The following is a 12,286-nucleotide window of genomic DNA, read 5'->3' on the forward strand; positions in this document are numbered from 1 at the left end:
GTCTGGTGGCCCTGGCACCGGGGGGGCGGGGTGCCGGACCGGGCTGTCGGCCATCTGTGACATGTCACCGGAGCACCGTCTGCCGCACGGTGATACGGCGGCGCGATGACATGTCACAGGTGACCTGTGCGCTTCGGTCAGGCGCGACTGACGTCCAGGAAGGAGAGGCCCGTGGTGGGCAGCGGCTTGAAGCCGGGCAGCGCCTTCTCGTTCCAGGCCGTGGGCAGCTTGCGGTGGAGGATCGGATAGAGCGCGGCCTCGTCGGCCACCAGGTCGGTGACCTCGCCCCACAGCTCCTTGCGCCTGGCCTCGTCGGCGGCCTGCGCCGCCTTGTCGAGCGTCTGCCTGACCTTCTTGTAGGCGGCAGACCTGCCCCAGCCGTAACGGCTCTCGGGCCAGAAGCCGTAGTAGAACCAGCGCAGCAGGAGGTCGGCGTCGTTGCCGAAGACGGACGGGTCGCCGGGGGCGACCAGCACCTCGAAGTCGCCCTTGTCGATCTTGGCGTACTGGGCCGGGGACTGGGCGATGTCGAGGGTGACCCTGACGCCGGCCGCCTCCCAGCTCTCCTTCAGCAGCGGGGCGATGTCCTTGACCCAGCCGGTGTCGGTGGTGAGGACGGTGAAGGAGAGGTTCTTGACGCCCGCGTCGGCGAGCAGCTGCTTGGCCTTCGCCACGTCGTGCGTGTAGACCGTGGCGGCCTTGTGGTAGTCGGGGTGGGTGGCGGGGACGTATCCGGTGGCGGCTGCCGCGTTGCCCACCATCGCCGTCGAGATGATCTTCTCGGTGTCCAGCGCGTAGTGCAGCGCCTGGCGTACGCGCTTGTCCGCGAACCGTTTGTCGGCGGTGTTGAACATCAGGAAGAGCAGGCCGAAGGACTGCACGGACTCGGTCTTCGACGAGCCCGCGAGCCGCTTGACGTCGATGTAGGGGACGTCCTCGATGGCCTGGACCCGGCCCGACTCCATGGCGCTGACGCGTGCCGACTGGTCGGACATCAGCCGCCAGATCATCTTCTTGGCCTTGGCCGGGTGGGGGCCGTTGTACTTGTCGTACGCCTCGAAGACGATCTTGTCCTCGCGGGTCGCCTCGACGAACTCGTACGGTCCCGAGCCGACCGGCTTGGCGTCGAACGCCTTGGGGTCCGGCTCGACGATCTTCTTCGGGACGATCCGGGCTACGGCGATGCGGGAGGGGAAGAGCGCGAAGGGGTACTTCAGCTTGAACTCGACCGTGCCGGCGTCCACGGCCTTCACCGTGTCGACGAAGGGCACGAACTGTGCCATGAGCGAGGCGTTCTTCGGGTCCAGGATGCGTTCGAAGCTGAACACCACGTCTTCGGCGGTGACCGGTGATCCGTCGTGGAAGGTCGCGCCCTTGCGGAGCGTGGCCCGGTAGGTGGTCGCGTTGATCTTCTTCGGCATCTCGGTGGCGAGTGCGGGACGGGCCACGAGTGTTGCCGGATCGAGATCCACGAGGCCCTCGAAGACGTGCATGTTGGCGGCGTACGGAGTGGCGCCCGAGGTGATCATCGGGTCGAAACCGGTCGACAGGGGGTACGAGAGGCCGGCCTCGATCAGGCCGCTGCCGCTGCCCTTGTCCGCCGTGCCGTCGGCGGTCGACGACGGGCCGCCGCAGGCGGAAAGGCTCGCCGTGATGGCGGCTGCGGCACCGATGGCACCGGTGTATCGCAGGAAGGTGCGGCGCTCGACACCGGCTGGTCTCAGCTCGGGCACGGGTCCTCCAGGGACGTCGAAGGTGGAACGTGAGGGGGTGATCTGGCGGGGAAGCGGGGGTGGGACGCAGGATCGCGAGGGATCGGCGCCTCAGAGCATCAGACGTCAGATGTCTGATGCCTTGATAGCGTGGGAACGTAGCTGGACACTCGAGAGGGGTCAAGAGGTGGGGAGTTCACATATGTCCGGTGCGAAGCCCGGCCGGCAGCTGCTCCGGCAGGAAGTGGTCGAGGGCATCAAGCGCTACATCCTCGAAGAGCGACTTCGCCCCGGGGACCCGCTGCCCACCGAGCCGGCCCTGTGCGAGGCGCTCGGCGCCAGCCGCTCCAGCGTCCGCGAGGCGGTCAAGATCCTCGCCGCGCTGGACATCGTGGAGGTGCGGCACGGGCACGGCACGTACGTAGGCAGGCTGAGCCTGTCGGCCCTGGTGGAGAGCCTGACCTTCCGCGGGCTGCTCTCCCCCGACGACGACTTCCAAGTGATGGCCGACCTCGTCGACGTACGCGAGCTCTTCGAGCGCGGGATGGCCGAGCGGATCGTCTCGCTGCTCAGCAAGGAGCAGCTCGACAAGCTGGACGGCCTGGTCACCACCATGCGCAGGACCGGCGCCCAGGACGGGCACGGCTTCGTGGAGGCGGACCGGGCGTTCCACGCACTGCTGGTGGCGCCGCTCGGCAACGAACTGATCGGCCAGCTCTCGATGGCCTTCTGGGACGTGTACTCGATCGTCGCGCCGCACCTCGACGGATTCACGCACGCCGACGAGATGGCGACGATCGCGGCCCACCAGAACATCGTGGACGCCGCGCGGGCCGGGGACATCACCGGTTTCATGAAGGCGCTGGGCGAGCACTACGCCCCGGTCAGGCGCCGGATCTCCGAGGCCCGCGCCCGCGACAGCGCACCGAGCTAGGGCCCGGCCGGCGGATCACGGGCCGTGATCTCCCGGCCCGTGATCCGCCAGCCGAGCCCTTGACGGCCGGTGCGAGGGCTGCCTAGGGTCCGTGTGCCGCCAGGACATCTGACGTCTTCTGTCTCGATGCCCGGCATTCACACCCCCGGCCCACCCCAGGAGGGCACCTCCATGCCGTTGACGGACCTCTCGCTCGCGGACTGCCGCGACTACCGGCCCGAACCGCCGGTCCCGGACGGCTTCGACGCCTTCTGGTCGAGCACCCTGAGCGAGGCGCCCGCCGACGGCGGTCCGGTGCCGAAGCCGGTGTTCACGCCCGTGGGCACCGGGCTCACCCAGATCCGTACGTACGACGTGACCCTGCCCGGCTTCGCCGGACGTCCGGTCCACGGCTGGCTGCATCTGCCGACCGGGGCCACCGAACCCCTCGGCTGCGTGGTCGAGTTCCTCGGGTACGGGCGGGGGCGGGGCCTCGCGCACGAGAACACGCTCTGGGCGTCCGCCGGTCACGCGCACCTGATCATGGATACCCGCGGTCAGGGCTGGTCGGCCGCGGGCGGCTCCACCGCCGACACCGACGCGGGAGCGGCCGGCACCGTACCCGGCTTCCTCACCCGCGGCATCGAGAGCCCGGAAACGTACTACTACCGGCGGGTGTTCACCGACGCGGTGCGCTGTGTCGAGGCGGTGCGCGAGCACCCCGCGGTCGATCCGGACCGGATCGTCGTGACCGGGGTCAGCCAGGGCGGCGGGATCGCTCTGGCGGTGTCGGGGCTGGTGCCGGGGCTGGCCGGGGTGATGCCGGATGTGCCGTTCCTCTGCAATTTGCGGCGCGGCGCGGAGATTTCGGGCCGGCCGCCGTACACCGAGATAGCCGAGTACCTGAAGCTCCACCGCGACCGCACCTGGACGGCGTTCACCACCCTGTCGTACTTCGATGCGGCGCTGCTCGCCACCCGCGCCACCGCTCCCGCGCTGTTCTCGATCGCGATGATGGACGAGATCTGTCCGCCCTCCACCTGCTTCGCCGCGTACAACCACTACGCGGGGCCCAAGGACGTACGCGTCTACGAGATCAACGGGCACGAGGGCGGCACGGCGTATCAGCAGCGGGAGCAACTGGCCTGGGTGCGTTCCCTGTTCGCAGGCCCGCCGTCGGGGCGGGCCGGCCACTCCTGACCGGAGGCACCTTCCGTGCGCAGACGATCCATGCTTCTCGCCGCCGCGGCGGCCCTGAGCTCCGGGCTCGGCGGCCGTGCCTTCGCCGCCGCTCCGGGCGGCGGTCCGCTCCTGGACCACGACACCCCCGTGGACCTGGACGGCAGCGAGTACGTCGACCCGTCGAACCGGGTCGGCGCACTCGCCCCGCTCACCGCGGGGACCATCGTCGTCACCTTCCGCACCACCGGCAGTCGCCCAACCCGGTCGATCCGGCGAAGTGGCCCGGCCGGGTGGGATTTTCACGGTACGCGCAGGTGATGGGCGAGGTCGCGGCGGCGCAGAACACCGTCTTCATCGACCACTACAACGACTGGCTGACCGGCAACGGCGGCCAGGTCCCGCTGTCGCTGCTCAACGACGGGCTCCACCCCGACGAGCGGGGCCACCACCGCCTCGCACTCAAGATGATCAAGGACTTGCGGGTCTACGGCAGCGACAGCCGGGTCTGCTCGCTGCGTGTCCCGTAGCGGCGCGCGCCGTCTCCGCCGCCGCACCCCACCCCACCCCGGGCCCGGCCGGCGGATCACGGGCCGGGAAGACCTGGCCGATCCGGAAGGTAGTCGACCCCGGCTCCGCGGCCTACTCGATGCTGACCCGGCTCCCGGACGGCCGCCTCGGACTGCTCTACGAGCGGGCCGACTACCAGCACATCACCTACTCGTCCTTCGACCTGAAGTGGCTCGGCGGCACCTGCGCCGACATCACGATCACCCCGCCCGCGACGCTCAGGGCGGGCGCGGCCGCCGAGGTGACGGTCCGGGTGGTCAACCGGATGGACGTGCGCCGCGACCGGGGCACCGTCGATCTCACGGTGCCCGGCGGATGGACGACGAGCCAGGTCGTCGTCCCCGCGCTCAACCCGGGCCAGGGGGCCGATGTGAAGGTCCCGGTGACGGTCGCCGCGGGCGCCTCGGGCGGTGCCACGCTCACCGCCACGTACCGGGCGAGCGGCAAGCAGGCGTCCGGCAGCGCGGCGGTGACCGTGACTCCCTGAGGGCCGCGGGAGGTGCCGCGCGTCCCCGGTCCGCCCCCGCGCACCGGTGCGACGATGAGGGCGTCCAATACCTCCCGGAACGTCAGAACAGGTGGTAGCGCGGTGGCAGTGACGGGTTTACGCATCGGGGTGGTCGGCGGCAGCATCGCCGGCTGCGCCATGGCAATCGCGGGGGCGCGGGCGGGGGCCGACGTCGCCGTCCACGAGCGCAGCGACGGCGAGTTGCAGGACCGGGGATTCGGCATCGTCATCCCGCCTCCGCTCCACCGGGAACTGGTCGCCGGCGGGTATCTGGGCGCGGACATGCCGACGGCCCCGGTCGCCACCCGGGTCTGGCTGGCGCGGGCGCCGGGGCGGCGGTCGGCGCGTGAGCTGGCCCGGCAGCAGGCCCCGGTGGCACCGTGCAACTGGGGTCTGCTGTGGCGGGCGTTGCGCGCCAACGCCGGGGGCGGCGCCTACCACCGCGGGCGGCCCGTCGGCTCCGTCGGACGCACGGCCTCCGGCGGGGCCGTGATCCGTACCACGGACGGCGAGCGGGAGTACGACATCGTCGTCGGGGCGGACGGGCACCGTTCCGTCACCCGCGAACTGGTCGCACCCGAGGTGCGGCCGGTTCCCGCCGGGTATCTGGTCTGGCGGGGCACGATCCCGTCGAGCGCGCTGCGCGACCATCCGGCCCAGCTGGAACTGCTGGAGACCGCCTGGGTCACCCTGGGCTTCCCCGGCGGGCACGGTGTCTTCTATCTGATCCCGGGGGCGGTGGCGGGTTCACTACTGCTGGCGTACGCCATCTACGCCTCTCCCCCGCCCGCGGACGCGGCCACCGGCACCGCACCGGACGCCCCGGTCCGTGCCGCGTATGTGCGGCACATCGCCGAGGAGCACTTCCCGGCCGAGTGGGCCGACATCGTCGCCCGGGGCGAACACACCTCCCAGGCGCTCCACCCGGTCGCCGACTTCGTGGTGCCCCGGGCGGCAGAGCCCCCCTTCCTGCTGGCCGGCGACGCGGCGGGCGTGACCCGGCCGCACACCGCGAGCGGGGCGGTCAAGGCGCTCCAGGACGCGCTGTGCCTGGAGCGGTCGCTGCGCGCGTCCGCCTCGGCGGCCGAGGCCTTGCACCGGTACGCGGACGAGCGCTCCGCCGAGGGGGCCCGCCTGGTCGGCCTCGGCCGCAGGCTGGGACGTGCGCTGGTCGAGAGCACGCCCAACTGGCCGGCGATGGGGCCCGCCGAGGTGGACGCGCTGAGCCGTGCCGCGTTGGACGGCGACGGCAGCTACCTGTTCGGCAGCGTCCAGCGGCGCTGACGGGCCCGGTCGGGGGGCCTGGTTCAGCGGCCGGAAAGGGCGGAAGGGGTGGACGGGGCCGCGCCGGCGTTCAGCTCGGCCATGTCCACGACCCGGTCGGCGGCCTCCGCCACGGCCGGGTCGTGCGTCGCCACGACCGTGACGCAGTTGTCCTGGCGGGTGCGTTCGGCGAGGAGCGCGGCCAGTTCACCGGCCTGTGAACGGTCGACGGCCGCCGTCGGCTCGTCGATCAGCAGCAGTTCCGGGGAGAGGAAGAGCGCGCGGGCCAGGGCGACTCGCTGGCGTTCACCGCCGGAGAGCTGTTCGGGGCGGTGGCGCAGGCGGTGGCCGAGCCCCACCCGGGCCAGGGCCTCCTCGGCGCGGGACCGGTGCGCGCGGGGGCGTCGGCCGCCGATGTACACGGCGGCGAGCAGCTGGTCGACCGCGGCCAGTCCGGAGAGCAGGTTGCCGCTCTGGAACATGTAGCCGATCCGGTCCCGGCGGGCCTTGGCGCGCTGGGCGTCGGAGAGCCCGGCGAGGTCCTCGCCGTCCAGCAGGACCTGCCCCGCGGTGGGCCGCAGCAACGCGCCCGCGACTGCGAGCAGCGTGGACTTCCCCGAGCCCGACGGGCCGACGAGGGCCGTCATGCGGCCGGGTGCGAAGGTGACGTCGAGCCCGTCGAGGACGGTGGTACGGGCGTCGGCCCGGCCGAACTCGACGGTGACGCCGGTCAGTTCGAGGCTCATCGGTTGGCTCCCAGCATGGTCAGCGGGTCGGCGTGGGTGACCCGGCGCAGAGTCAGGACGGTGCCCGCGAGGCCGACGGCCGCGACGGTGCACATGGTGCCGGCGAGGGTGGTGGCGGGCAGGCTGAACGGCACTTGCTCGCCGACCAGCAGCCCGACCGCCCCGGCGAGCACGGCGCCCGCCATGGTGCCGAGGACGACGACCAGGGCCGCCTGGAGCACGGTGTGGGCGAGCAGTCGCCGCCGGGAGGCGCCCAGTGCGCGCAGCAGGGCGAGTTCGGGCTGCCGCTGCACGGTCCACACGGCGAAGAAGGCGCCGACCACGAGCGGGGCGATCAGGTAGAGGAAGACCTGGATCGAGCTCATGGTGACGCGCTCGCCGGTGTAGCCGGGGGCCGCCTCGTAGGCCTTCTCCTTGGTGAGGGTGGTGGTGGAGTGCCGCGCGTCGAGGGTGGCGGTCGAGGTCCCGGCCGGCAGGGTGCGCAGGGCCAGGGCGCTGAACTGGTCGGGGATCGCGGCGGCCGCGGACGCCGGGGCGCCGGGGGTGCTGAAACGGATGCGCTGCCAGGTCTTCAGCGGGACGTAGGCGACGGGCACATGGCCGTAGCCGGAGCGTTCGGTCAGCCCGACGACGCGCAGCTCGATGCCGAGCCGGTCGATGACGAGGGTGTCGCCGACGCGCACACCCTCGTCGGCGAGTTCGGCGGACATCACGATGCTGTCCGCCTTCCCGGCAGTGAGGCCCTCGCCTTCGGTGACCGAGGGGTCGAGGAAGGAGCCGGGCTCGACGCCGAAGGCGGCGAGGTCGACCTCGGCACCGCGGTTCGTCGTGCCGCGGGTGATGGAGACGCCCAGCGGGGTCGTGTCGGTGTCCGCGTCCGCGCGCCAGGCGGCGGAGGTCTTCTCGTCGAGGAGGCTGCGGGCGAACTGGTCGGACCGGGCGTCCGAGGAGAAGACCAGCTGCGCGGCCGGGAGGCGGCGCAGCGCGGAGATGGTGTCGTCACCCAGGCCGGTGGTGAAGCCGGAGACGATGCCGACGAGTGCGGCGACGAGCACCACGACGGACCCCATGAGCAGAAAGCGCCCTCGGGCGGCGCGCAGCTCCAGCAGAGCGAGGAACACGGCGGTTCCCTTCGATGGTTCGATGTTAGGGACGGTGTGTCGCCAACATAGATGATGGGGACGCGGCGTCCCCAACTGGGGTCGGAAGTGCGCCGGGGCTTCTAGACTGGGCCGGTGCCCAGGATCAGAGCCGCCACCGTCGCGGAGCACCACGCCCAGCAGCGGCTGGCCCTGGTGCGGGCGGCGCGCGAACTGCTGGAGGGCGGCGACGCCGAGGCGGTGACCTTCACCGCGGTCGCCAGGGCCACGGGCCTCGCCCGCAACAGCCTGTACAAGTACTTCCCCGGCCGCCCCGAGCTGCTCGCCGCGGTCGTCGAGGACGCGATGCCCCGCTGGACGGAGGCCATCCGGGCGGGCATGTCGGCGGCCGCCACACCCGAGGCGAAGATCGCCGCCTATGTGTCGTCCCAGCTGGAGCTGGTGCGCGGCGGGGAGCACCGGATCGCCCAGGCACTGGCCGGCGTCCGGGACGCGGCGGTGGTGCGGGAGAGCGCGGTGCGGGCGCACCGGGAGCTGCTCACCCCGCTGATCGGCGCACTGACGGAGCTGGGCGAGGAGGACCCCCGGCGCACGGCGCTGCTCCTCCAGGGAATCGTGAACGCGGCCACGACGGCGATCGAGAACGGCGACGACCCCCGGGCGGTGACGGACCGGGCGGTCCGGATGGCCGTCACCGCGATCACCGGAGCGACGCCGGGGCGGTGAGGGAGCAGGCGGCACGGAAAGCCGTCACCGCGATCGCCGGGGCGGCGAGGGACCGGCCGGGCGCGCCCGACTACGGGACCGGTGACGGTTCCAGGCGGGTGCGGATGCCGTCGAAGTGGGTGCGCATGGCGCGTACCGCGCGTTCGCCGTCGCCCGCCGCCATCGCCGCGACGATCTCGCGGTGCTGGGCGCAGGTGGCCACCGGGTCCTGATGGCCGTCGTCGAGGTCTTCACGCACCCGGTCCATGGCCGCCCAGAACGCGTCGAGCACCTCGCTGAGCAGGTGATTGTCGAGCGAGGCGTAGAGCGCGAGATGGAAGGCGCGGTCGGTGCCGCGCGCCACCCGGCCGCCGTCCCGGGCCTCGACCCCCATCTTCGCGACGAGACCGCGCAGCACGTCGAGGTCCTCGTCGGGGATACCGGCCGTGACGGCGCCGACCAGGCCGGCCTCCAGCGCCTCCCGCACCTTCATCAGCTCGAAGAGACCCGGCTCCCCCTGGCGGTGGCGGACGGCGGCCCGGAAGGCGAGTCCTTCGGCGAAGGGTGACAGGGAGAGCGAGCCCACGAAGGTGCCGTACCCGCGGCGGATCTCCACGACATTGACGGCCTGGAGCGCCTTGAGGGCCTCGCGCACCGACACCCGGCCGGCCGCGAAGAGGTCCATCAGCTCGGCCTCGGTGGGCAGCGCGTCGCCGGGGGCGAGCCTGCGTTCCAGGATCAGTTCCTTGAGCCGGCGCTCTATGTCCTGAGCCATGGTGGGGCGCGCCACAACAACCTCCCGGGGTGCGATTGCCCCTTGACCGTTCGCAGGGGCATCTGTTTAAGGTGAGCCAGACATAGGACATCTTACGTCTCATGTATCGATCCGTGCAGCCGTTCCGGGCCATGGACCGGTGCACCGATCGAGCCCTCGACCCAGCTGGAGCCCCTCACCATGTCCCTGACCTCACCGCTGCACGGCGTCGTCCCGCCGGTCTGCACCCCGCTCGACACCGAGGGGAATGTCGACACCGCGTCCCTCGCGCGGCTCGTCGAGCACCTCATCGGCGGCGGCGTGCACGGGCTGTTCGCGCTCGGGTCCACCAGCGAGGTCGCCTACCTCACCGACGAGCAGCGGGCCACGGCGCTGGAGACCGTGGTCGACGCGACCGACGGCAGGGTTCCGGTGCTGGCCGGTGTCATCGACACCACCACCGCCCGTGTGGTCGAGCACGCCCGGTCCGCCGCCGGGCTGGGCGCGGACGCCCTGGTCGCGACCGCGCCGTTCTACACCCGCACCCACGGCAAGGAGGTCGCCCAGCACTTCCGGCGGCTGCGCGCGGCGGTCGACCTGCCGCTGTTCGCGTACGACATCCCGGTCGCCGTGCACAGCAAGCTCTCCCCCGCGCTGGTGTGCGAGCTCGCCGAGGACGGCACCCTGGCCGGCCTCAAGGACAGCAGCGGCGACGAGGGCGGGCTGCGCCGTCTGATCGTCGGGCTGGGGGGCCGAAACGGCCGCGCGGACGGTCCGGCGCCGCACTTCAGCATCCTCACCGGCTCCGAACTCACCGTGGACGCCGCCCTGTTGGCGGGTGCCGACGGTGTGGTGCCGGGCATCGGCAATGTCGACCCGGCCGGTTACGTACGGCTCTACGACGCCGCGCGGGCCGGGAACTGGGAGCTCGCCGCGAAGGAGCAGGAGCGGCTCGTCGAGCTGTTCGCCATGGTCGACGCCGGTCCGGAGGCGGACATGGGCCGCAGCTCCTCGGCGCTCGGCTCCTTCAAGGCTGCGCTCCAGCTGCTCGGCGTCATCACCTGCGGTGACACGGCCTTCCCGCAGATCCAGCTCAGTGCCGAGTCCGTCGCCCTGGTCTCCCGGCGCCTGCGCGCCGCCGGTCTGCCGCCGGTCCGATGAACGACGACCGCTCCCGGCCGTCCGCCGCCACAGGTGCCGCGGTGATCGGGCTCGACCTCGGCGGTACGAAGATCGCCGCCGCGCTGTTCGGCCCCGACGGCACCGTCCTGGCCCGGCACACCCGGCCCACCCCGGCTCGGGACGGCGCGGCGGCCGTGCTGGACGCACTCGCCGGGGCGGCCGCGGCCGTCGATCCGGGGCGGCTGGCCACGGCGCTCGGCATCGCGGCGGCCGGCGTCGTCGAGCCCCGTACCGGCATGGTCACCAGCGCCACCGACTCCATCCGCGGCTGGGCCGGCACCGCGCTGGGCGCCGGCCTCGCCGACCGCACCGGATACCCGGTGGCCTGCGACAACGACGTACGCGCCACGGCGGGACCGGAGCTCTCGGCCCTGACCTCCCGGCACCCGGGACGCGGATCGCTGCTGTTCACGGCGGTCGGCACGGGGGTGGGCGGCGCGGTCGCCGTCGACGGGCGCATGCTGCACGGGGCCGCCGGGCTCGCCGGGCACATCGGCCATCTGTCCAGCCCCGAGGCCGCCGGACTGCCCTGCACCTGCGGTGCCGTCGGGCATCTGGAGGTCATCGCCTCCGGGCCCGGCATCGCCGCCCACTACGAGCGGCTGACCGGCGCCCCCGTGGACCGGCTCGAAACCATTACCGTCCGCGCCGGGCAGGGCGACGCGGCGGCCGTCCGCGCCATCACCACCGGCGCCACCGCAACCGGCAAGGTGCTCGGCGGGCTCGCCAACGCGCTCGGGCCCGACCGGGTCGTCGTCGGCGGCGGTGTGCCGCGGATCGGCCCGCTGTACGGGGACGCCCTGGCCGCCGCATTCACCGCGGAGCTGATGCCGCCGCTGCGCGGCCTCGTGCCCCGGGCGCCCCGGTTCGGCGCCGACGCGGCGGTGCTCGGCGCCGCCGCCCTGACCACCGCACTTCCCCTCCACCACCCGGGAGCCCCTCGATGACCGCTCAGGAACTGACCGCCGCCCTCCGGGGCAAGCTGATCGTGTCCTGCCAGGCGCCCCCCGGCGACCCGATGCGGGAGACCGGCGCCCTGGTCCGGCTCGCCCGGTCGGCCGTCGCCGGAGGCGGCGCCGCGATCCGCGCCAATGAGCCGGAGGTCGTCGCCGCGATCGCCGAGGCCGTGGATCTCCCGGTGATCGGCCTGTGGAAGGACGGCGACGTCGGCGTCTACATCACCCCGACCGTCCGGCACGCCCTGGCGATCGTCGAGGCGGGTGCCGATGTCGTCGCCGCCGACGCCACCGACCGGCCGCGCCCCGACGGCTCCACCTTCGCCGAACTGGTCGCGGCGGTGCACGGGGCGGGTGCCCTGGTGATGGCCGATGTCTCCACGCTCGCCGAAGGCATCACGGCGGCCGGGCAGGGCGCGGACTTCGTCTCCACCACCCTCTCCGGCTATGTGCCGGGCACGCCGGCGCAGACCGGCCCCGATCTCGCCCTGGTCGCCGAGCTCGCCGCCGCGATCGACGTCCCGGTCGTCGCCGAAGGCCGGATCAACACCCCCGGGGAGGCCGCCGAGGCCCTGGCCCGCGGCGCCCACAGCGTCGTCGTCGGCACCGCCATCACCGCCCCCACCGCCCTGACCGCCCGCTTCGTCGCGGGCATCGCCCGGCCCTGACCGTCCCACGCGGGGCCGGCGTCTCGACGA

General features: G+C 72.9%; 13 protein-coding genes and 1 pseudogene. 10 read left to right on the plus strand and 4 right to left on the minus strand.

The features are described from left to right. Positions 1 to 137: 137 nt before the first annotated feature. Positions 138 to 1,733, minus strand: a complete 1,596-nt coding sequence (locus OHA19_RS09035) for an ABC transporter substrate-binding protein (protein WP_405717696.1) — start codon at positions 1,731 to 1,733, stop codon at positions 138 to 140. Between the two features lie 181 nt (positions 1,734 to 1,914). Between OHA19_RS09035 and OHA19_RS09040 the strand changes: the two genes are divergently transcribed. From OHA19_RS09040 to OHA19_RS09065, 6 genes and pseudogenes are all read left to right on the plus strand, one after another. Next, positions 1,915 to 2,646 carry a FadR/GntR family transcriptional regulator gene (locus OHA19_RS09040; RefSeq protein WP_405717693.1) on the plus strand — a complete coding sequence of 244 codons (732 nt, stop codon included), beginning with the start codon at positions 1,915 to 1,917 and terminating at the stop codon, positions 2,644 to 2,646. 171 nt (positions 2,647 to 2,817) lie between these two features. Further along, positions 2,818 to 3,825, plus strand: a complete 1,008-nt coding sequence (locus OHA19_RS09045; protein ID WP_405749856.1) for an acetylxylan esterase — start codon at positions 2,818 to 2,820, stop codon at positions 3,823 to 3,825. A 15-nt stretch (positions 3,826 to 3,840) separates the two neighbouring features. Continuing rightward, complete coding sequence (locus tag OHA19_RS09050) at positions 3,841 to 4,125, plus strand: hypothetical protein (RefSeq protein WP_405717689.1); 285 nt, start codon at positions 3,841 to 3,843, stop codon at positions 4,123 to 4,125. Next, positions 4,125 to 4,334: a hypothetical protein gene (locus tag OHA19_RS09055; RefSeq protein ID WP_405753381.1), complete on the plus strand. Its 210-nt coding sequence runs from the start codon at positions 4,125 to 4,127 to the stop codon at positions 4,332 to 4,334. The genes OHA19_RS09050 and OHA19_RS09055 overlap by 1 nt, the downstream gene beginning before the upstream one ends. A gap of 65 nt (positions 4,335 to 4,399) precedes the next feature. Further along, a pseudogene (locus tag OHA19_RS09060) lies at positions 4,400 to 4,861 on the plus strand (NEW3 domain-containing protein); the annotation flags it as partial. A 108-nt stretch (positions 4,862 to 4,969) separates the two neighbouring features. Beyond that, the gene (locus OHA19_RS09065) at positions 4,970 to 6,166 is read left to right on the plus strand and encodes an FAD-dependent monooxygenase (protein ID WP_405717687.1); all 1,197 of its coding nucleotides are present in this window, start codon (positions 4,970 to 4,972) and stop codon (positions 6,164 to 6,166) included. 23 nt (positions 6,167 to 6,189) lie between these two features. Here OHA19_RS09065 and OHA19_RS09070 read toward each other — a convergent pair whose 3' ends face one another. Both OHA19_RS09070 and OHA19_RS09075 read right to left on the minus strand, forming a co-directional pair. After that, positions 6,190 to 6,891, minus strand: a complete 702-nt coding sequence (locus OHA19_RS09070) for an ABC transporter ATP-binding protein (protein WP_405717684.1) — start codon at positions 6,889 to 6,891, stop codon at positions 6,190 to 6,192. Beyond that, positions 6,888 to 8,012 carry an ABC transporter permease gene (locus OHA19_RS09075; protein WP_405717682.1) on the minus strand — a complete coding sequence of 375 codons (1,125 nt, stop codon included), beginning with the start codon at positions 8,010 to 8,012 and terminating at the stop codon, positions 6,888 to 6,890. The genes OHA19_RS09070 and OHA19_RS09075 overlap by 4 nt, the downstream gene beginning before the upstream one ends. Before the next feature lie 114 nt (positions 8,013 to 8,126). Between OHA19_RS09075 and OHA19_RS09080 the strand changes: the two genes are divergently transcribed. Further along, complete coding sequence (locus tag OHA19_RS09080; protein WP_405717680.1) at positions 8,127 to 8,717, plus strand: TetR/AcrR family transcriptional regulator; 591 nt, start codon at positions 8,127 to 8,129, stop codon at positions 8,715 to 8,717. 70 nt (positions 8,718 to 8,787) lie between these two features. Here the strand turns inward: OHA19_RS09080 and OHA19_RS09085 are convergent, their stop codons facing one another. Beyond that, on the minus strand, positions 8,788 to 9,486 hold the full coding sequence (locus OHA19_RS09085) for a FadR/GntR family transcriptional regulator (RefSeq protein ID WP_405717678.1): 699 nt from the start codon (positions 9,484 to 9,486) through the stop codon (positions 8,788 to 8,790). A gap of 165 nt (positions 9,487 to 9,651) precedes the next feature. Between OHA19_RS09085 and OHA19_RS09090 the strand changes: the two genes are divergently transcribed. The 3 genes from OHA19_RS09090 to OHA19_RS09100 are packed head-to-tail and all read left to right on the plus strand — an operon-like array spanning position 9,652 to position 12,256. Continuing rightward, a complete protein-coding gene (locus OHA19_RS09090; RefSeq protein ID WP_405717676.1) occupies positions 9,652 to 10,611 on the plus strand; it encodes a dihydrodipicolinate synthase family protein in 960 nt (319 codons plus the stop codon). Continuing rightward, positions 10,608 to 11,579 (plus strand): ROK family protein, encoded by a 972-nt coding sequence (locus OHA19_RS09095; RefSeq protein WP_405749858.1) that lies wholly within the window; start codon positions 10,608 to 10,610, stop codon positions 11,577 to 11,579. The genes OHA19_RS09090 and OHA19_RS09095 overlap by 4 nt, the downstream gene beginning before the upstream one ends. Next, the gene (locus OHA19_RS09100; RefSeq protein ID WP_405717671.1) at positions 11,576 to 12,256 is read left to right on the plus strand and encodes an N-acetylmannosamine-6-phosphate 2-epimerase; all 681 of its coding nucleotides are present in this window, start codon (positions 11,576 to 11,578) and stop codon (positions 12,254 to 12,256) included. Before OHA19_RS09095 ends, OHA19_RS09100 begins: the two co-directional genes overlap by 4 nt. Positions 12,257 to 12,286 lie beyond the last annotated feature (30 nt).

It is taken from the genome of Streptomyces sp. NBC_00012 (assembly GCF_045040875.1).
Taxonomy (GTDB): domain Bacteria; phylum Actinomycetota; class Actinomycetes; order Streptomycetales; family Streptomycetaceae; genus Streptomyces.

What these genes read in the sequence shown, in the direction of transcription:
- OHA19_RS09100 (WP_405717671.1), top strand. Translation starts at nt 11,576, where the DNA reads ATGACCGCTCAGGAACTGACCGCCGCCCTCCGGGGCAAGCTGATCGTG.
- OHA19_RS09095 (WP_405749858.1), top strand. Translation starts at nt 10,608, where the DNA reads ATGAACGACGACCGCTCCCGGCCGTCCGCCGCCACAGGTGCCGCGGTG.
- OHA19_RS09070 (WP_405717684.1), bottom strand. Translation starts at nt 6,891, where the DNA reads ATGAGCCTCGAACTGACCGGCGTCACCGTCGAGTTCGGCCGGGCCGAC.
- OHA19_RS09040 (WP_405717693.1), top strand. Translation starts at nt 1,915, where the DNA reads ATGTCCGGTGCGAAGCCCGGCCGGCAGCTGCTCCGGCAGGAAGTGGTC.
- OHA19_RS09090 (WP_405717676.1), top strand. Translation starts at nt 9,652, where the DNA reads ATGTCCCTGACCTCACCGCTGCACGGCGTCGTCCCGCCGGTCTGCACC.
- OHA19_RS09045 (WP_405749856.1), top strand. Translation starts at nt 2,818, where the DNA reads ATGCCGTTGACGGACCTCTCGCTCGCGGACTGCCGCGACTACCGGCCC.
- OHA19_RS09055 (WP_405753381.1), top strand. Translation starts at nt 4,125, where the DNA reads ATGGGCGAGGTCGCGGCGGCGCAGAACACCGTCTTCATCGACCACTAC.